The organism is Pseudomonas sp. GL_135 (assembly GCF_057834665.1).
The window spans coordinates 1,128,625-1,145,866 of the sequence record NZ_CM174408.1; the positions used below are offsets into that span (position 1 = coordinate 1,128,625).

Annotated in this window: 17 protein-coding genes and 1 tRNA gene; 10 read left to right on the forward strand and 8 right to left on the reverse strand. The window is 60.4% G+C overall.

Going from position 1 to position 17,242, the window contains the following annotated elements:
* Window positions 1–150 precede the first annotated feature (150 nt).
* Genes AC3ISG_RS05115 through bglX form a run of 3 tightly spaced genes read right to left on the reverse strand, consistent with a single transcriptional unit; the run spans window position 151 to window position 5,595 of the window.
* A complete protein-coding gene (locus AC3ISG_RS05115) occupies window positions 151–1,497 on the reverse strand; it encodes a sigma-54-dependent transcriptional regulator (RefSeq protein WP_489298651.1) in 1,347 nt (448 codons plus the stop codon).
* Window positions 1,491–3,254: a sensor histidine kinase gene (locus AC3ISG_RS05120; RefSeq protein ID WP_489298652.1), complete on the reverse strand. Its 1,764-nt coding sequence runs from the start codon at window positions 3,252–3,254 to the stop codon at window positions 1,491–1,493. Before AC3ISG_RS05120 ends, AC3ISG_RS05115 begins: the two co-directional genes overlap by 7 nt.
* A 43-nt stretch (window positions 3,255–3,297) precedes the next feature.
* A complete protein-coding gene (gene bglX / locus AC3ISG_RS05125) occupies window positions 3,298–5,595 on the reverse strand; it encodes a beta-glucosidase BglX (protein WP_489298653.1) in 2,298 nt (765 codons plus the stop codon).
* 341 nt (window positions 5,596–5,936) lie between these two features.
* Between bglX and AC3ISG_RS05130 the strand changes: the two genes are divergently transcribed.
* The 4 genes from AC3ISG_RS05130 (at window position 5,937) to AC3ISG_RS05145 (ending at window position 9,331) form a co-directional block, all read left to right on the forward strand.
* Window positions 5,937–6,500, forward strand: coding sequence for a LemA family protein (locus AC3ISG_RS05130; RefSeq protein WP_420793016.1), 564 nt, complete (start codon window positions 5,937–5,939; stop codon window positions 6,498–6,500).
* Complete coding sequence (locus tag AC3ISG_RS05135) at window positions 6,500–7,276, forward strand: TPM domain-containing protein (protein ID WP_489298654.1); 777 nt, start codon at window positions 6,500–6,502, stop codon at window positions 7,274–7,276. The genes AC3ISG_RS05130 and AC3ISG_RS05135 overlap by 1 nt, the downstream gene beginning before the upstream one ends.
* A gap of 27 nt (window positions 7,277–7,303) precedes the next feature.
* Window positions 7,304–7,921 (forward strand): TPM domain-containing protein, encoded by a 618-nt coding sequence (locus AC3ISG_RS05140; protein ID WP_122536026.1) that lies wholly within the window; start codon window positions 7,304–7,306, stop codon window positions 7,919–7,921.
* Between the two features lie 192 nt (window positions 7,922–8,113).
* The gene (locus tag AC3ISG_RS05145) at window positions 8,114–9,331 is read left to right on the forward strand and encodes a class I SAM-dependent methyltransferase (protein ID WP_489298655.1); all 1,218 of its coding nucleotides are present in this window, start codon (window positions 8,114–8,116) and stop codon (window positions 9,329–9,331) included.
* Here AC3ISG_RS05145 and AC3ISG_RS05150 read toward each other — a convergent pair.
* Entirely contained in the window at window positions 9,328–10,227 is a 900-nt protein-coding gene (locus tag AC3ISG_RS05150) for a DMT family transporter (RefSeq protein WP_489298656.1), read from the reverse strand. The genes AC3ISG_RS05145 and AC3ISG_RS05150 overlap by 4 nt on opposite strands.
* 323 nt (window positions 10,228–10,550) lie before the next feature.
* On the opposite strand from AC3ISG_RS05150, the gene AC3ISG_RS05155 reads away from it, so the two are divergent.
* The 3 genes from AC3ISG_RS05155 to AC3ISG_RS05165 all read left to right on the forward strand — a co-directional run bounded on the left by AC3ISG_RS05155 (window position 10,551) and on the right by AC3ISG_RS05165 (window position 11,580).
* Entirely contained in the window at window positions 10,551–10,781 is a 231-nt protein-coding gene (locus tag AC3ISG_RS05155) for a hypothetical protein (RefSeq protein WP_122536029.1), read from the forward strand.
* A gap of 121 nt (window positions 10,782–10,902) precedes the next feature.
* Entirely contained in the window at window positions 10,903–11,136 is a 234-nt protein-coding gene (locus tag AC3ISG_RS05160; RefSeq protein ID WP_489298657.1) for a DUF4160 domain-containing protein, read from the forward strand.
* 3 nt (window positions 11,137–11,139) lie between these two features.
* On the forward strand, window positions 11,140–11,580 hold the full coding sequence (locus AC3ISG_RS05165; protein ID WP_489298658.1) for a DUF2442 domain-containing protein: 441 nt from the start codon (window positions 11,140–11,142) through the stop codon (window positions 11,578–11,580).
* 3 nt (window positions 11,581–11,583) lie between these two features.
* On the opposite strand, the gene AC3ISG_RS05170 is transcribed toward AC3ISG_RS05165, so the two are convergent.
* The gene (locus tag AC3ISG_RS05170; RefSeq protein ID WP_489299457.1) at window positions 11,584–12,615 is read right to left on the reverse strand and encodes a DUF4917 family protein; all 1,032 of its coding nucleotides are present in this window, start codon (window positions 12,613–12,615) and stop codon (window positions 11,584–11,586) included.
* Window positions 12,616–12,829: 214 nt separating this feature from the next.
* Between AC3ISG_RS05170 and AC3ISG_RS05175 the strand changes: the two genes are divergently transcribed.
* The 3 genes from AC3ISG_RS05175 to AC3ISG_RS05185 all read left to right on the forward strand — a co-directional run bounded on the left by AC3ISG_RS05175 (window position 12,830) and on the right by AC3ISG_RS05185 (window position 14,971).
* Entirely contained in the window at window positions 12,830–13,027 is a 198-nt protein-coding gene (locus tag AC3ISG_RS05175; RefSeq protein ID WP_122536031.1) for an SPOR domain-containing protein, read from the forward strand.
* 258 nt (window positions 13,028–13,285) lie between these two features.
* The gene (locus AC3ISG_RS05180) at window positions 13,286–13,762 is read left to right on the forward strand and encodes a PA2171 family ribosome-binding persister protein (protein WP_489298659.1); all 477 of its coding nucleotides are present in this window, start codon (window positions 13,286–13,288) and stop codon (window positions 13,760–13,762) included.
* A 438-nt stretch (window positions 13,763–14,200) separates the two neighbouring features.
* On the forward strand, window positions 14,201–14,971 hold the full coding sequence (locus AC3ISG_RS05185; protein ID WP_489298660.1) for an alpha/beta fold hydrolase: 771 nt from the start codon (window positions 14,201–14,203) through the stop codon (window positions 14,969–14,971).
* A gap of 57 nt (window positions 14,972–15,028) precedes the next feature.
* On the opposite strand, the gene AC3ISG_RS05190 is transcribed toward AC3ISG_RS05185, so the two are convergent.
* The 3 genes from AC3ISG_RS05190 to AC3ISG_RS05200 all read right to left on the reverse strand — a co-directional run bounded on the left by AC3ISG_RS05190 (window position 15,029) and on the right by AC3ISG_RS05200 (window position 17,217).
* Window positions 15,029–15,838 (reverse strand): EAL domain-containing protein, encoded by an 810-nt coding sequence (locus AC3ISG_RS05190; protein WP_489298661.1) that lies wholly within the window; start codon window positions 15,836–15,838, stop codon window positions 15,029–15,031.
* A gap of 236 nt (window positions 15,839–16,074) precedes the next feature.
* A tRNA-Gly gene (locus AC3ISG_RS05195) sits at window positions 16,075–16,148 on the reverse strand.
* A gap of 184 nt (window positions 16,149–16,332) precedes the next feature.
* Window positions 16,333–17,217 (reverse strand): alpha/beta fold hydrolase, encoded by an 885-nt coding sequence (locus AC3ISG_RS05200; protein ID WP_122536035.1) that lies wholly within the window; start codon window positions 17,215–17,217, stop codon window positions 16,333–16,335.
* Between the last annotated feature and the right edge of the window lie 25 nt (window positions 17,218–17,242).

Consider the following 17,242-nt stretch of genomic DNA (forward strand, 5'->3'; position numbering starts at 1 on the left):
GCTGAAGCCGGTCCCACTGACGCGCTGCGATCATCCTGTAGGACTGGCTTCAGCCGGGAATGCGTCGGTGGTTACACCACAAATGTGATGGCAATCAAGCGGGCCTCTTCCCGGCTGAAGCCGGTCCTACACAGATTACATCCGGTCAGCTCAACTCTGTGTATTACCTTCGACCAGAAAGTCCTCGCGCACCAAGCCGTGCCGCTGCATCTTTTCATTCAGCGTGCGGCGGGGCAGTTGCAGTTCGTGCATGACCGCTTTGATGTCGCCTCTATGCCGTCGCAACGCCGAACGAACGCAATGGGCTTCGAACGCTTCTTGCTGCGCCACGAGAGACTGACCTACCGTGCTGCCTTCCGCGGCGGGACCGTCCAACCCCAGGACCTGGCGCTCGGCCGCATTCGCCAGCTCGCGCACGTTCCCTGGCCAGTCGTGGCTGAGCAGATGGCTCAGCTGTTCACCGCTCAAAACCGGCGCGCTGCGACCCAGGCGCTCTGCCGCATTTCGCGAGAAATGGCTGAATAGCATCGGGATGTCTTCTCGCCGCTCGCGCAGCGGCGGAAGGCGCAATTCCGCGATATTCAGCCGATACGCCAGGTCCTCGCGGAAACGCCCGGCCCTGGCTTCGTCCAGCAGGTCAGGCTTGGTCGCGGCAATGATGCGCAAATCAACATCGATGCTCTGGTTCGAGCCCAGGCGTTCGATTCGCCGTTCCTGAATTACCCGCAGCAGCTTGACCTGCTGCGCCAGCGGCATGCTTTCGATTTCGTCGAGGAACACCGTGCCACCGTGGGCGTACTCCAGCTTGCCGATTCGCTTGCCCTGAGCGCCGGTGAACGCGCCGCTTTCGTGTCCGAACAGCTCGGCTTCGAACAGCTGCTCCGGGATCGCCGCGCAGTTGACCGCAACGAAAGGTTTGTCGGCCCGCGGGCCGAAGTCATGCAGGCAACGCGCGACCATTTCCTTGCCGCTGCCGGTCTCGCCGCGAATCAGCACATTGACCGGCAGTTGCGAGAGGTCCAGCACCTGCCGCCTTAAAGTCTGCATCGTCGGCGACATGCCCAGCAGCGTCGCATCGAGACGCGAGCGGTTATCCGCGCGCTCGTGCAACGCGCGGTTTTCCAGCACCAGCGCGCGCTTCTCCAGTGCCCGCCGCAAACTGCCGAGCAGGGTTTCGGGGCTGAACGGCTTCTCGAGAAAGTCATAGGCGCCGTCGCGCATGGCGTCCACGGCCATGGGCACGTCACCGTGGCCGGTCAGCAATATCACCGGCAAATCACGGTCTCGCAGCTGCAACGCTGCCAGCAATTGCAAACCATCCATGCCGGGCATGCGCACATCGCTGAGGATGACGCCGGGGAAGTGATCCGGCAGCTGCGCCAGGCATTCCACAGCACGGCTGAACAGGCGCACCTCGAACCCGGACAGCGTGAGCCATTGCTGCACCGCTTCGCGAATAGGCGCCTCGTCGTCCACCACGATTACCGCGTTCAGCATGGGGCGTCGGCCTCCGGGGCCTGGGTCAGACAGAAGAAAAACCGCGCGCCGTTGTTGACGTTTTCGGCGCTGAGCCGGCCGCCCAGCTCATGCACGATGGCAAACGAAACCGCGAGCCCCAGCCCCAGGCCGTCGCCCACCGGCTTGGTGGTGAAAAACGGATCGAAGACGTTGGCCAGGTGTTCTTGGGCAATTCCGCCGCCACTGTCGATGACGGAAAGGCACCAGTGCCCGCCGGTTGCATCGATGCGGATCTCCAGGCGCTTGAGAGGTTTATCGCCCATCGCGTCGAGGGCGTTGCGCATCAGGTTGATCAGCACCTGTTCAAGCCGAATCGCGTCGCCGCGCACCCACGCCGGACGCGTCAGGTCGAGCACGCAACTGACACGTTCTTCCCGAATACGTGCGTCCAGCAACAGCAGCGCCTGGTCGACAACGGTGGCCAGATCAAGGCGTTCGCGCAGGCCGCTGGGGCTTTTGCGGGCAAAGGTTTTCAGGTGCCCGGTGAGCGCGGCCATGCGCGTCAGTTGCTGGTCCAGCAGGCTCAACGCTTTGTGCGCATCGTCGACGCGGCCATGCTCCAGCAGCAGGCGCAGGGTCGCGAGTTGCATGCGCTGCGCCGTCAGCGGCTGGTTGATTTCGTGGGCGAGGGCGGCGGACATCTGACCGAGCGCCGCCAGTTTGGTCGACTGCACCAGACCGTCCTGCGCCGTGTGCAGATCCCGCGTGCGTTCTTCAACCAAACGTTCAAGCTCTTCGCGACTGCGCTGGCGTACCCGGGCGAGGCGCCAGCGCTGATACAGAAACAACCCGAGGAACACCAGCGTCAGCCAGATGCCTGCTGCCGCCAGACCCGCATTGCGCACATCTTCACTGGCAGGCTGGGGTTTGCGCAGCAGGTGCAAGGTCCAGCCCTCGGTCGGCAAGGGCATCGACTGCCACAAAAAATCGGCCTGCTCGTTGGGGGCGTCGACGCGGCTGAGATGGCTGTTCTCGCCGAACGTTCGCAGCGACGCCTGATGCAAGGGCGTCAGCGGCTGCTTGTCGTACTGACGCGTGCTCGCCAGCTCTGCGTGGTCCTGCTCGGTCAGCGGGTGTAAAGCGCGGTACCGCCAGCCCGGCTGATTGGCGATGAAGACGATGCCCTTCGCGTCACTGACCAGCAGCAGGTCATCGTTTTGCGCCCAGGTGTGCTCCAGATCCGGAAACTCCAGCTTGACCACCATGGCCCCAATGAACTGCCCGGCCTCGTCCCGTACGGCGTTCGACAGGAAGTAACCCGGAATGCCGCTGGTCACGCCGACGGCATAAAAACGCCCGACACCGGTGGTGCGGGTTTGCGTGAAGTAGGGGCGGAAGCCGTAGTTGTGGCCCACATAACTGCTCGGCAGACGCCAGTTGCTGGCGCCGACGGCAAGGCCTTTGCGGTCGAGCAGTTCAAGGGTGGAGGATTGGGCGGCGCCGTTGATCTGCTCCAGTTTGAGATTGAGCGCCTGGGTGGTGTCGGCGCTGACCGGTCCGGCCAGTGCCGCCCGCAGTTGCGGATCGAGGGCCAGAACGGCTGGCAACGCGCGGTAGCGCTCGATCAGGGTTTGCAGCGTATTGGCATAGAGCGCCAGCCGATCCCTGGATTGTTCAGCGTCATCTTCCAGGGAATGGCGCTGAGCCTGGTGCATCGCCAGCGTCGCCGCTATGACGGCACCGGCGAGGATCAGCAACACATAGAGCACAAGGCGGACGGAACGGGGCATGGGCATGACCTCCTTTCAGTGGCTGGCGCATTCGCCCCGGATTCCTGCCTTACAGCAAGTTAAACGTCGTCTCTTTCACGTTCTCCGAATCCAGGCCGATCATCAGCTTGAACTCGCCAGCCTCGGCTGCGTACTTCAGCGACGGGTTGAAGAACTTCAGGTCTTCTTCGGTCAGGGTGAAGCTCACGGACTTCTCCTCACCCGGTTTCAGCATGACTTTCTGGAAGTTCTTCAGCTCCTTCACAGGACGGCTGATGGAAGCGGCTACGTCGCGCAGGTACAGCTGAACCACGGTCTCACCGGCGACCTTGCCGGTGTTCTTGACCATGACGCTGGCGGTCAGCTTGTCCTTGCGGGTCATCTTGTTGATCGACAGGGTAATGTCCGACACGCTGAACTGGGTGTAGCTCAGGCCGTAACCGAACGGGAACAGCGGGCTGGTCAGCTCTTCGAAATAGTTCGAGGTGTAGTTCGAATCGTTCGGGCGATACGGACGGCCGGTGTTCAGGTGGTTGTAGTACGCCGGCACCTGACCCACGGAACGCGGGAAGGTCATCGGCAGTTTGCCGGACGGGTTGTAGTCGCCGAACAGCACGTCGGCCAAAGCGTTGCCGCCCTCGGTGCCGAGGAACCAGCTTTCCACCATGGCGTCGGCCAGCTCGTTTTCTTCACCCAGCGCCAGCGGGCGGCCATTCATCAGCACCAGCACCAGCGGTTTGCCCGTGGCCTTGAGCGCGCGGATCAGCTCACGTTGACGGCCCGGGATCACCAGGTCGACCCGGCTCGCCGCTTCGTGGGACATGTTGCGCGACTCACCGACCACCGCCACGACGACGTCAGCCTGCTGCGCGGCCTTGACCGCTTCGTCGATCATCTCCTGCTCGGGACGCGGGTCGATGGCGATCTGGTCGTCCATCTTGTTCAGGTAGGTAATGGCGTGCTGGTTGTCGGTGATGTTGGAGCCCAGTGCATAAACCAGCTTGGCCTTGTCGCCGACCGCCGCCGCAATGCCGTCATAGGCGTTGACGGTCTGACGTGCCAGCCCGGCCGCTGACCAACTGCCCATCATGTCCATCGAGCTCTTGGCCAGCGGACCGATCACAGCGATGGTGCCTTGCTTCTTCAGTGGCAGGGTATCGTTCTGGTTCTTCAGCAGCACGACGCTCTTGCGCGCAACGTCGCGGGCTTCGGCACGGTGCAGACGGTTTTCGGCGTTGCGGTCGGCCGGGTCGTCCACTGCCGCGCCGATGCGTAGGTACGGGTTGGCGAACAGGCCCATTTCCCACTTGGCGCCGAGCACCTCACGCACGGCATTGTCGACTTCTTTCTCCGACACTTCGCCGCTCTTCACCAGGCCCGGCAGTTCTTCGCCGTAGGCCTTGTCGTTCATGCTCAGGTCGACGCCGGCCTTGATCGCCAGTTTGGCGGCTTCGCGGAAGTCTTTCGCCACGCCGTGGTCGATCAGCTCCTTGATTGCGCCGTGGTCGCTGACGGTCACGCCCTTGAACCCCCAATCCCTGCGCAAGACATCCTGCAGCAGCCAGGCGTTGGACGTGGAAGGCACGCCATTGATGGAGTTGAGCGCGATCATCACGCCGCCTGCGCCGGCATCAATCGATGCGCGATACGGTGGCAGATAATCCTGCTGCATGCGCACCGGGCTCATGTCGACGGTGTTGTAGTCACGACCGCCTTCGACGGCGCCATACAGGGCGAAGTGTTTGACCACCGCCATGATGCTGTTGGGCGCCTGCATGCTGGTGCCCTGGAATGCGCGGGTCATGGTGGCGGAAATACGCGACACCAGATAAGTGTCTTCGCCGAAGCCTTCGGAGCTGCGGCCCCAGCGCGCGTCACGGGTGATATCGACCATCGGCGCGAAGGTCATGTCGACGCCGTCGGCGGCGGCTTCGATCGCCGACACGCGACCGGTGCGGGTGATGGCGTTCATGTCCCAGCTGGACGCCAGGCCCAGGCTGATCGGAAATACCGTGCGCTGGCCGTGGACAACGTCGAAGGCGAAGAACATCGGAATCTTGTTGCGGCTGTGACCGGCGGCATCCTGCATGGCGCGGTTGTCCGGCAGCACGACAGAGTTGAACGTGCCGCCGATGCGGCCTGCGGTGATTTCCTTGAGGATTTCCGGCTTCGGCATCTCCGGGCCGATGCTGATCAGGCGCAGCTGACCGATCTTCTCGTCGAGGGTCATTTGCTTCATCAGATTGGCGATGAAGGCATTCTTGGCTTGCAGGGTAGAGGGCGCCCCGACGCCGGTGGTGGCGTTTTCGGCCCAGGCGGACTGACTGACCAGGCCGATGACGAGACTCAGGAAACACAGCTTATTCATGAATGGTTTTCTCAAGGCGTTGCCGGCAACTCGCGCGTAATACCGGTCAGCCATTGTTATAGGTGTCGAACCTTTGGTTTTTATTGTCATCAGGACGGCAACGTCGCTGAACTCCTGTCTCATATGAGCATCAGTAGCGCAACGAGTTTTATCTGATTGTGGCCCGGCAATCCAGAGCCCTGACAACGTGATGGGGCGCGATTATGCCGGGGATCGTCCGGTTTGGCTAAAGTCATGACTGACAGGACTAACTATTGATGAGTACAGGGAGCACGCACGCCATGCAAACAGAGCGTTATGACCACAGCCGGGGCAGTCGTTACAAATTGTCACTGGCGTTGATGATGCTGCTGACGACACTGTTGTCCGGCTGCGGAATCAACAACATTCCGACCTACGACGAGCAGGTGAAGGCCGCCTGGGCTCAAGTGCAGAACCAGTATCAGCGCCGCGCCGACTTGATCCCCAACCTCGTGGAAACGGTGAAGGGCTACGCCAAGCAAGAGCAGGACACCCTGACCGCCGTTATTGAGGCGCGGGCCAAGGCGACGTCGATTCAGGTGGACGCCAGCACCCTGAATGATCCGGCCAAACTCAAGCAGTTCCAGGATGCGCAGGGTCAGCTGACCGGTGCATTGAGCCGTTTGATGGTGGTCTCGGAGCGGTATCCGGATCTCAAATCCAACCAGAACTTCCTCGCGCTGCAATCCCAGCTTGAAGGCACGGAAAACCGCATTGCGGTGGCCCGTCGCGATTTCATCACGGCGGTCGAGCGTTATAACACCGAGATCCGCACCTTCCCGGGCCGTCTGTGGCATACCGTGATGTACAGCGATCTGCCGGTGCGTCCGAACTTCGAAGCCACTGCCGCTGACGCTGACAAAGCGCCACAAGTGAAGTTCTGATGGGACGCGCGCGCCGGGGAGTGATGGTCGCGTTACTGGCGATGTCGGTGGGTGTGTTTACCCAGTGGGCGCAAGCCGACCTCACGTTTCCGCCGCTGACCGGGCGTGTCGTCGACAGCGCCGGGATGATCGATGGCCCGAGCAAAGAGCATCTCGACCAGATGCTGCGCGCGCACGAAGAACTGACCACCGAGCAAGTGGTGGTGGTCACGCTGCCTGACCTGCAGGGCTCGACCATCGAGGACTACGGCTATCAGCTCGGTCGTCACTGGGGCATCGGCCAGAAGGGCAAGGACAACGGCGCTCTGTTGGTGGTCGCCCGGGACGAGCGCAAGGTGCGCATCGAAGTGGGTTACGGCCTGGAAGATCGTCTGACGGATGCGCAGTCATCGGTGATCATCAATCAGGTCATCACGCCGGCGTTCCGCCAGGGCGATTTTGTGGGCGGTATCACCAAAGGCACCGAGGCGATGGTCCAGGTACTCGGCGGCGATCCCCTTGCCGAACCCGCAGTCGGCGCCACCGGCAGCGCAGCGGCGAGCGAGAACGAAGGCGTAGACTGGAAAGTGACCTTGCTGTTTCTGGTGCTGTTCGTGGTCATCAGTTACATCAGCGCACGTTCCGCGCGAGGCCGTTCCATCGGCTCCGGGGGCGGCGGGTTTGGCGGGTTTGGTTCCGGCGGCTCTGGCGGCTTCGGCTCAGGCGGCTCGGGCTCGGGCGGTACGCGCGGTGGCGGTGGTGGTTTTGGCGGGGGCGGTGCCTCCGGTGGCTGGTAGTCGTTCGCTCAGGAAGGGTTTACGTGCATGACATTGCTCAATAAAGACGAACAGCAGCGGGTTGCCCACGCCATCGAAACCGTCGAGCGTCAGACCGACGCGGAACTGGTGACGGTGCTGGCAACCAGTGCAGACGACTACACCTACGTGCCGCTGATCTGGGCCGGGGTCATCGCGCTGCTCGTGCCGGGGCTGATCAATCTGCTGACCGGCTGGCTCAACGCTAATCATCTGCTGCTGGTGCAGGTCATCACGTTCATTGTGGTGGCGCTGCTGTGCCGGTTGCCTGGCGTCACCACGCGGCTGGTGCCTGTTCGCGTGCGGCACTGGCGGGCGGGTAATCTCGCCCGTCGGCAGTTTCTCGAACAGAATCTTCATGCCACCGCCAATGGCACCGGCGTGCTGATTTTCGTCAGCGAGGCCGAGCGCTACGTCGAAATCATCGTCGACGATGGCATCGCCCGACGCGTCGATAACGAAGTCTGGCGCGCGATGGTCGAGACCTTTACCCGGCAAGTGAAGGATGGCCGGATTCTGGAGGGGTTTGTCGGGTGCATCCGTTCGTGCGGCGATGTGCTGAGCGAGCAGGTGCCCGTGACCCAGGCGCGCAACGAGTTGCCAAACCGGTTGGTGGTGTTGGGGTGACTCGGTCTATTGCCGCAGAGATTTGACGCGGAGCGTGGGGACGATCATCCGTAGGTGTCCGACCGAGTGCTGATCGTTCCCGCGCTCTGCGTGGGAATGCCTGTTCCGACGCTTCGCGTCATTTAATTGCACCTACTGCTTACGACCCGCCTAAAATAGCGCCTCGCATTTCCGCTCCCGAGGCGCTTTCCGATGTCCGTTACCGCACCCGCCACTGTTCCTGCGCAGGACCACCGCGCTCAGTTCCTGAGTTTGCTGGACACCTGCCTGACGCAAAATTCGCTGATCAAACTGGTGCTGGCCAAGTACGTCGGAAGTGAAGCGGAATTGCAGCGGGTCATCATCAAGCCCGTCACGGTGAAGGATCAGCCTTGCCTGTCCTTCGTCTACCGCTACAAGACCCGCGACATCACCAAGAATCACCCCTTGGCCGAGGCGCAGACGCTGATTGCCAGCCTGCTGGCCGCGTCGTTCAAGAACGCTCATCTGCTGTCGCTCACCGATGAAGTGCAGCTGGAATTCAGCAAGAAGGGCAAAACCACGCTGTTCCGCAACAAGGCCCAGCAAGAACGCGAAGCCCCAACCGCCGAGCATGACCGCGAGAAGAAACGTTATCTGGAACTGAGCCGGCCGTTCCTGACCGATTTGGGCGTGACCAACAAGCAACACGAGCTGATCCCGGCGATGTCGCGCAAGTGGAAGCAGATCAACAAGTTCATCGAAGTGTTTTCCCACGCGCTGGCGACCTCGCCGATCAAGCTGGACAAGCCGGTGACGGTTGCGGATTTCGGATCGGGCAAGGGCTATCTCACCTTCGCCATCCACGATTACCTGCGCAACACCTTGCAGGCCGAAGGCAACGTCACCGGCGTCGAGTTGCGCGAAGACATGGTCACGCTGTGCAACAACGCTGCCGCGCGGCTTGAGCATCCGGGGCTGGTGTTCAAGTGCGGTGACGTGCGCTCGGTGGCGCCCAGCGAACTGGACGTGATGATCGCCTTGCACGCCTGCGACATCGCCACCGATTACGCGATTCACACCGGCATCCGCTCGGGCGCCTCGATCATCATGTGCTCGCCGTGCTGCCACAAACAGATCCGCCTGCAGATCCAGAGCCCGACGCTGCTCAAGCCGATGCTGCAATACGGTTTGCACATGGGCCAGCAGGCCGAGATGGTCACCGATGCCTTGCGCGCGCTGCTGCTGGAAGCCTGCGGCTATGAAACCAAGGTTTTCGAGTTCATCTCGCTGGAGCACACCAACAAGAACAAGATGATCCTGGCGGTCAAGCGCGCCACCCCGGCGGACCCTGCTGAATTGCTGGCGAAGATTCAGGAGCTGAAAGTGTTCTACGGCATTCAGGAGCAGTGCCTGGAGCGCTTGCTCCAGGCGGATGGCCTGCTCGGCTAAATGCGAGCGGCGGCGACGGGCTTGGGTGCAATCACCGCCGTTTTGCGTCCGATGGCCAGCACGACCACAACACCGGCGGCGAAGATCCAGGTCGTCGGGTCAATGTGCTCGCCGAAAAACAGCGCCGAGAAGGCCATGGTGAAGAACAGCTGCACCAACTGAATCTGGCTGACCCGCGCGATGCCGCCCATGCCCAGCCCGGCGTACCAGGCGAAGAATCCGATAAATTGCGAGAACAGCGACACGTAGCCGAAGGCCCACCAGGTGCCGGGCGAGATCGGGCCCTGGTGCTGCCACGCCAGGTAGCTGACGGGCAGGACCAACACCGGGATTGAAATCACCAACGCCCAGCAGATCACCTGCCAGCCACCCATCTCCCTGGCCAGGCGGCCACCTTCGGCATAACCCAGCCCGCCAATCGCCACCGCGGCGACCATCAGCACATCACCGGCCTGAAGATTGCCGGCGCCGCTGATCAGAGCGTAACCCAGCACCAGAACGCTGCCCATGGCCGCGCAAGCCCAGAAGGCTTTGGACGGGCGCTCGTGGGAAAGCCATGCGGCGTAGATGGCGACCAGCAGCGGTTGCAGGCCATTGACCAGTGCGCCGTGGGAGGCAGGCAGGGTTTTCATGGCCCAGGCCGAGAGCACCGGGAACCCGACGATCACCCCAAGCGCGACCACCATCAAGGCCTTGAACTGAGCCCGGGTCGGCCATTTTTCCCTGCGCCACAGCAGCAACGCCGCCGCCGGCACCGCCGCAAACAAGGCGCGGCCCAGCCCGTTGAGCAAGGGATGAATTTCCTGCACCACGATGCGGGTCATGGGCAGCGTCAGACTGAAGATCACCACGCCGATCAGTCCGAGGGCCATGCCGGTATTTTCACGAGAGGACATAGAGGGTCTTGCCTTGTTCTTGTGGGTGCGAAACGCACGGGTATTCAGCCACAGAACCTGGGTGGCGGCCCTTTACAGATTCGCGCTGAATCGTCCGTACACTTCAAAAGCTTCCCGGCTGAAGCCGGTCCTACTAACCGACCGCGATGCTTTTGTAGGACCGGCTTCAGCCGGGAATCGGTCAAGGGTGGAACTGCCGTTTTCGAGGATTTTCCTGGCGAGCACTCTATCGCCTCAAATGTTGGTGCAGAAGTTGAATGCAACGTTCCTGCAACAGTTTGAAGGTCAAATTGATGCCGTCGAATTCAGCCAGGAGAACCATCGTGTCGGGTATCGGAAAATGGGCGTTGCAGGGTGTCGTGGTATTCCTTTTCGCATGGCTGGCGACGGTGGCCGCTCAATGGTCAGGCAGCGTTGTCCACACCACAAGCAGTGATCGGCTTGCCGCCCTCAGCAGCATGCGCCTGACCACCGAATCGGTCGCCACCAGCGTCAGCAAACACAATCAGAGTGGGGCAGTGATGGTGGGGGCGTTGTCGGAAGGTAACGAGTAAAGGCCAGCGGCTGGGAAGATTCGAAGCGGTGAGCGACTGGAGGACCGGACCTCGCAGGGTCCGGTTTTTGTTTTTGTCAGCAGAGTTTGTCCTGGGGAAAAAATTTCTCTAGTATCCCGCCATGGCTACCGTACATAACAATCGCAACTGGAAGATCAAAATCTATCCAGACGACCATGCCCCGCCCCATTTCCACGTCCAGACGCCTGGCGGGGAGTCGCTCGTGCAAATTGATGGCTTAAGGGTCTTAGGCAAGGGCGCTGAGGGCAAGGCGCTGAAAGAAGCGCTGCAGTGGGCCAGGAATCATATACGGGACTTGTGGCGTATCTGGTATGAGCAGAATCGGAGGACTTGAGACATGACCAGCAAATTACGCATCGTCGCTGCGCAGCCTGTCGCGAACAGCCGCTCGTTGATCCTCGATTGGAACAACGGCAAGCGTCATACCGTTGATTTGTCGGCCTACATCGACCAATTTGAAGCGCTGGCGCCGCTGAAGGATAAAACGCTATTCAGTCACGTGACTGTGGGTGATTGGGGGTTCGACGTCGCATGGGGGGACATCGAGCTGGCTGCGTCGACGCTTCATCGCCTGGCTTTGGAGCAGGCCGGTGAAGTCATGCCGACGCGGGACTTCAAACAGTGGATGGCGAAGAACAACCTCTCGCTCTCGGCAGCGGCCCTCGAGCTAGGCTTTACGCGTCGAACCATTACTGCTTACAGCAGCGGTGCTGCACTTATCCCCAAGCACGTGGCATTGGCCTGTCGGGGTTGGGAATATGAGCACTCGCCGCGCTAACCCTCAGCTCTTCTTCAACTCCAACGCTTCCTTCAATCGCGCCACCGGCACGGCAAGCGCCGGGTCGCCCAGCGGGTGGGTAGTGGCGTTGAAGAATGTCAGCTCGATGTTCTGCCCTTCAAACAATTCGCTGTAGCGGCGTTTCTGGTGCTGGATGAACGCGTCACTGCGTGGCAGCACCGAGATGGCGATACGCTCCGGGCGGGCCTGGAGAATGGCGTTGAGGATGTGTCGATCCTGCTTGCCCAGCGAGTGGCCGAAGACGCACAGCGCGCCCTGATGCTGCGCCAGTTGAGCGTGGCAAAACGACAGATAGTCCGAACCGCGGATGATCTTCATCTTGTCGTCACTGCGGCCTTCGCAGACAAACAGCGGCACATCCTCCAGCGCGTTGATCGCGAAACTGCCCAGCAGCGTGCTCTCCGAAGACAGCAACTTGCGCGCCGTGCCATCGAAGTTCTTCACCAGGTGCATGCCGCCATGCAGGTACAAAATGCGCGTTGCGTGGCTGCCGGTGCGGTGCAGGTTGAACATCGCGTCGTCGTCGAACAGGTCATCGAACGGCTGTGCGCCATGCATTGCCGCCCAGTACGCCAGCAGGTCGTAGTTGGTGGAGTACACCGTCTGGTACTGGCTCAAGGCTTCGCTGATCCTGGCAATGGTGGCCGCTTCCATCAGGCGCCACGGAATGTGGGCCGAGCGGATGCCATGAATCAGGGCTTCCTTGATCGCGAAATAGCGGTTGCGTGGCGATGACGAACCGATCGTCAGCGCCGCGTTGACCCGCATCGCGACTTTCAGGCCGCTGAGTACGGGCTCGAAATTCTCCGTTTCCATGGATTTGAACAGCGCCAGCTCGGTGGCGCTCAAGGGTTTGTTGCGCGTGGTCTGCGCCAGCTCGAACAGCGAGTCGTAGGCGAAGTTCTTCCACACGGCAAGACTGGCGCCGTTGCCCAGCAGCAATCCCGAGCAGGGATTAACGGCTTGCAGCGTGTTCCAGTCGGCCAGTTCGGCATCAAAATCCGTGAATTCCATCATCTCGCTTCGCTTTCAGGTGAGCAGGTACTGACCGGACGCCAGAACGGAGGGGACTTATAGAAACCCAGGTCGGCATTGTCAACGCGGCATCCCGGCTTCGAACAATTTGAGGAGGGTGCCGCTGGTCTCGGTAACGTCTATAGAGTGAATGACGGGTGTAAGGTTTAATCCGACAACCCACAACACTCTCTTGAATGAGGGGGAGATCACCATGCACACCGGCATGCTCAGCAAAACGCACTTCAACGGCTACGATGTGATCAACGTGAACAACGGGCCTTGGCGGGTCTGCACCCACCACGATCGATTAGGCTCGTTCTCCACGCGCGAAGAAGCCATGGCTTATGCAGCCTCCTTGCCGGCCTATCAAGAGCGGACGGCGTTAGCACCTGCCGCCAAAGCGCACTAATGATGCGGCTCGTCCTGACTTGAGCTCCGGTTTTGCCCGAGCTCAGATCAGGCGGATGGCAACGGGTGTACTGCACTATCCGTTTGCGAAGTTTCATGCAACCTGCACGATCCCGTCGTTCTTGAATCGATCCAACTTGTTGTTTAAGCAAGCTTTTTAGCAACGCGCTGTTTCGGCACGCTCGATGCAATTCTAGTCATGAACCTGCAGGATCGGCACTTAGATCGATCCGCCAACCGTGATCCAGAGGAAAAGACTATGAACGCCATTGAACTGTTAAAAGCCGACCATGAACGCGTAAAAGCCATCTTGACCCAACTGAGCGAGTCCACCGAGCGCGGCGTTAAAAAGCGCACTGACTTGCTGGCCAAACTGGAGATGGAAATCACTATCCACACCAAGATCGAGGAAGAAATTCTCTATCCGGCGTTTAAAGAAGCGGGCGGCAAAGAACAGGACATCATGTACTACGAAGCCAAGGAAGAGCACCGCACTGTCGACGCCCTTGTGCTCCCTGACCTCAAGCAAACCGACCCTGCCACCCCGGAGTTTTCCGGTCGTGTGAAAGTGGTCAAAGAGCTGTTGGAGCACCACATCGAGGAAGAAGAGGAAGAGATGTTCCCCCAGGCTGAAAAGTTGCTGGGCAAGAAGAAGCTGGAAGAGCTTGGTGCGCAGATGGAAGCGATGCGGGCTGAATACAAGAAGTCCCTGTCGTCGCCGAGCATTGCGGCGTAAGCGTTGATGGACAGAAAAAGCCCGGAATTTTCCGGGCTTTTTTGTGGGTGAAAGTTTTAGTCCGGTTTACTGGTGCAGCGCACTTACTTGCCTCATCCCGGCTGAAGCCGGTCCTACATTTGGATTGCATACATTCAGCTGGACTGGCGGTGGCCCCCGTTGTGGGACCGGCTTTAGCCGGGAAAGCGTCAGCCGTCACGCTGGAAAATCGCTGGCGAACACTTGCCTCTTCCCGGCTGAAGCCGGCCCCACAAAAACGCGAGCTTTGTATACCTGTGTATCCAGACCCCTTGCCGATACGTGCTCACTGAAAACTCGCCCTCAGCGACACACCGCAGATACGTGCAGCGCATTCAATGGTTCACAGCGAAGCGCGGGGCCTGGCTTTGGCTATCACGGTCAAGCCCCGACCATGAATGCATACTGAGGAAGTACCCCATGAACAGAATCAACGCGTCATTGCTGTTAAGCGTTTTTACGGCGGGCGCCCTGGCGCTGGGCGTTGCCGATGCGGCTCAGGCTGCACCGGTCAAAAACATCGTGCTGGTGCACGGGGCCTTTGTGAATGGGTCAGGTTGGAAACCGGTTTACGAGATCCTGCGCAAGGACGGCTACAACGTCTCGATCGCTGAACACCCGCTGACGTCGTTCGCCGATGACGTGACGGCGGTGAAGCGCATTGTTGATCAGCAGGACGGCCCGACGATTCTGGTCGGCCACAGTTATGGCGGCGCGATCATCACGGATGTCGGCAATGACGCCCACGTCGTGGGCTTGGTGTACATCGCCGCCCACGCGCTGGATCAGGGTGAAACCGAGGCGCAGAACGGCAAGCTCTACCCCAACGCCACCAAGGCGGTGAAGAAAACCGCCGACGGCTTTCTGTCCCTCGACCCTGCGCTATACCCGGCGGACTTCGCGGCTGACCTGCCCAAGGCTCAGGCTGAGTTCGAGGCCATTTCCCAGGAACCGACCGCGGCATCGGTGTTCACCACCCCCGCTGGCGTGCCCGCGTGGAAAACCAAACCGAGCTGGTACGCAGTGGCCGGCGCAGACCGGATCATCAACCCGGACCTTGAGCGCATGTACGCCAAGCGGGCCAACAGCCACACCATCGAGATCAAAGGCGCCAGTCACTCGGTGTACCAGTCCCGTCCCCAAGAGGTGGCCGCGTTGATCGAACAGGCCGCCACCCATGCGGCGGATTGACGTATCGCTTTCACAACCGACTTGTAACCCCTGCAACGTCGAAGGTTGCCTGGGGAATCAGGCCACTTCGACAACACCTGAGCCGGCGATCAGATCCAACGGCATCGGTTGCAATTGCCCCACCATGGGTTTGGCAAACAGATAGCCCTGCATCAGCTCGACACCCAGTTCCAAAAGGGCGTCGCGCTCTTCGCGGGTTTCGATACCTTCGGCCACGACCGTGATGCCAAGCCGCTTGGACACCAACACGATCCCTTCAACAATCGCCTGGCGTACAGTGTCCCGGTCGATGTCACGGGTGAGTGCCATGTCGATTTTCAGGACCTGTGGCTGAAACATCGCCAGCATGTTCAGGCCGGAATAACCTGATCCGAAGTCATCGATAGCGGTGGTAAAACCTTGCCGCGCGTACTCTTCGAAAATCGACTTGAGATGATTCGGGTCTTCGACGCGCTCGCCTTCTGTGACTTCGAACATGAGCCGGTCCACCGGGAAGTCGAACGTCCGGGACGCTTCAAGGGTTGCACGAATGCAGGTTTCCGCCCGGTACACCGCCTTGGGCAGGAAGTTGATACTCAGCTTGCAGTCTGGAATCGCAGGCAGGCCCAACTGGGTAGCGAGCTCAATGGCCCTGACCCGGCACGCCTGATCGAAACGGTATCGGTTGCCGTCGTTGACCTGACCCAGAATGAACGCTGCCGACTCGCCATTGACGCCACGTACCAGCGCCTCATACGCAAAAGGCGCGCCCGTGATGACGTTAAAAATAGGCTGGAAAGCCATGGTGAAGTCGAATCCCAGCCCTTCAAGATTTCGACATTCAGCGCAACCAATGGATTCGAAGGTTGCCAAGGGGATATGTTGCATGATCGTCACTGCCTTGAGGTTTCGTCGGTCGATGCATGGATTTCGAGCGACAGGTTTCTCTGTATCGGCGGCTGGCTTGAAATCTGTGGTGCGGATTTGCAGCAGGGGATTAGCGGTAACGAAAATCGGTGCCTGAGAGGGGGGAGGTCTGGCCCGGTCTTTGAAATCGAGGGCAAGAACCAAGGTTGATTCAGAGGGGGGAGGGCGGCTGGAAGGCCCGTAAACACTGGGGGAGATGGAGCGGGTAGAGGGAATCGAACCCTCAACTAAAGCTTGGGAAGCTTTCGTTTTACCACTAAACTATACCCGCTTTTAAATCGACGCCTTTGGCGCGGCTGACTTTGTACCAGATGCTGCGCTTTAATTGAAGCGTTAAATGCCACGCCGACCCAATGCCATCTCGTCCACCCCTGATTCGCTGTCCAATAGCGCTCATCAGGGTCTGCAGCAGACCCTTCCTTCCCCGTCTTCTGCTCTTGCATTGCCCAGTCCAATCACACCGCAAACGCCTGTTGCAACTGACCCGTTCTGTAATGAACGCGGCGGGGTTCAGGCGTGGGCGTCAGAAACCCGTGCAGCGCCTCTTTCGATGCCAGGCACGCGGCCTTGTTCTCCATGTCGAGAAAGTGCCCGGCATCCTGAAGGGTGCTGAAATGGCAGTCGCGAATGTAGTGGGCGAAGTGCCGGGCGTCGGCAGCCGAGGTGTATTCGTCCCACGCGCCGTTCATGAACAGCACCGGCACATTGATGCGCTTGGCCGCTTTCATCTGCGGATGATTGCTCGCGTCCAGCACATGATCAATGTGGTGATGCATTTGCGCGTACTCATGCGCATCCAGGGAGCTGACGTGCTTGTGGTTGTAGCGCTTGAACAGCGAGGGCAGGTGTTTGCCCAGGGTGCTGTTGAGCAACTCCCCGACGCCATGGCGGTTGTAAGTGCCGAAGTGTTGCCGGCCGCGCTCGAGGTAGTCGCGCAGAGGGTCGCTGATGACGGGGGAGAACGAGCTGATGACTGCCTTTTCGATGCGTTTGGGCCGGTGGGCCAGGGCGACCAGCGCCGCCGCGCCGCCCCATGAGAACGACATCAGGAGTTCGGCGTTGAAATGGTCGATGAGCTCCAGCAGCAGTTGGCCTTCAAGCTCTTTGGTCAGCGGGCGTTCATGGGCATTGTGGGGTTTTGATTTGCCAGCGTAAGGCGGGTCATACAGCACAACGTTGAATTGCGGATGCAGGTTGCGCACGGTCTGGGCGAAGGAGGTGGTCGTGGCGAGCGAGCCGTTAACCAGAATGATGGTCTTCTCGGCGGCGTCTGCGCGGTAGAGCTCCGTGTAAACCCGGAACTGGCCCTGGATATCCAGCACAGCGATTTCTGGCTTCATCTCCATGTCTCCTGACGAAAAAACG

Coding starts and splice junctions, on each gene's coding strand:
- AC3ISG_RS05190 (WP_489298661.1), bottom strand. CDS start 15,838: ATGCAACATATCCCCTTGGCAACCTTCGAATCCATTGGTTGCGCTGAA.
- AC3ISG_RS05140 (WP_122536026.1), top strand. CDS start 7,304: ATGACATTGCTCAATAAAGACGAACAGCAGCGGGTTGCCCACGCCATC.
- AC3ISG_RS05160 (WP_489298657.1), top strand. CDS start 10,903: ATGGCTACCGTACATAACAATCGCAACTGGAAGATCAAAATCTATCCA.
- AC3ISG_RS05150 (WP_489298656.1), bottom strand. CDS start 10,227: ATGTCCTCTCGTGAAAATACCGGCATGGCCCTCGGACTGATCGGCGTG.
- AC3ISG_RS05180 (WP_489298659.1), top strand. CDS start 13,286: ATGAACGCCATTGAACTGTTAAAAGCCGACCATGAACGCGTAAAAGCC.
- AC3ISG_RS05145 (WP_489298655.1), top strand. CDS start 8,114: ATGTCCGTTACCGCACCCGCCACTGTTCCTGCGCAGGACCACCGCGCT.
- AC3ISG_RS05200 (WP_122536035.1), bottom strand. CDS start 17,217: ATGAAGCCAGAAATCGCTGTGCTGGATATCCAGGGCCAGTTCCGGGTT.
- AC3ISG_RS05130 (WP_420793016.1), top strand. CDS start 5,937: ATGATGCTGCTGACGACACTGTTGTCCGGCTGCGGAATCAACAACATT.
- AC3ISG_RS05120 (WP_489298652.1), bottom strand. CDS start 3,254: ATGCCCATGCCCCGTTCCGTCCGCCTTGTGCTCTATGTGTTGCTGATC.
- bglX (WP_489298653.1), bottom strand. CDS start 5,595: ATGAATAAGCTGTGTTTCCTGAGTCTCGTCATCGGCCTGGTCAGTCAG.
- AC3ISG_RS05115 (WP_489298651.1), bottom strand. CDS start 1,497: ATGCTGAACGCGGTAATCGTGGTGGACGACGAGGCGCCTATTCGCGAA.
- AC3ISG_RS05170 (WP_489299457.1), bottom strand. CDS start 12,615: ATGGAATTCACGGATTTTGATGCCGAACTGGCCGACTGGAACACGCTG.
- AC3ISG_RS05185 (WP_489298660.1), top strand. CDS start 14,201: ATGAACAGAATCAACGCGTCATTGCTGTTAAGCGTTTTTACGGCGGGC.
- AC3ISG_RS05175 (WP_122536031.1), top strand. CDS start 12,830: ATGCACACCGGCATGCTCAGCAAAACGCACTTCAACGGCTACGATGTG.
- AC3ISG_RS05165 (WP_489298658.1), top strand. CDS start 11,140: ATGACCAGCAAATTACGCATCGTCGCTGCGCAGCCTGTCGCGAACAGC.
- AC3ISG_RS05135 (WP_489298654.1), top strand. CDS start 6,500: ATGGGACGCGCGCGCCGGGGAGTGATGGTCGCGTTACTGGCGATGTCG.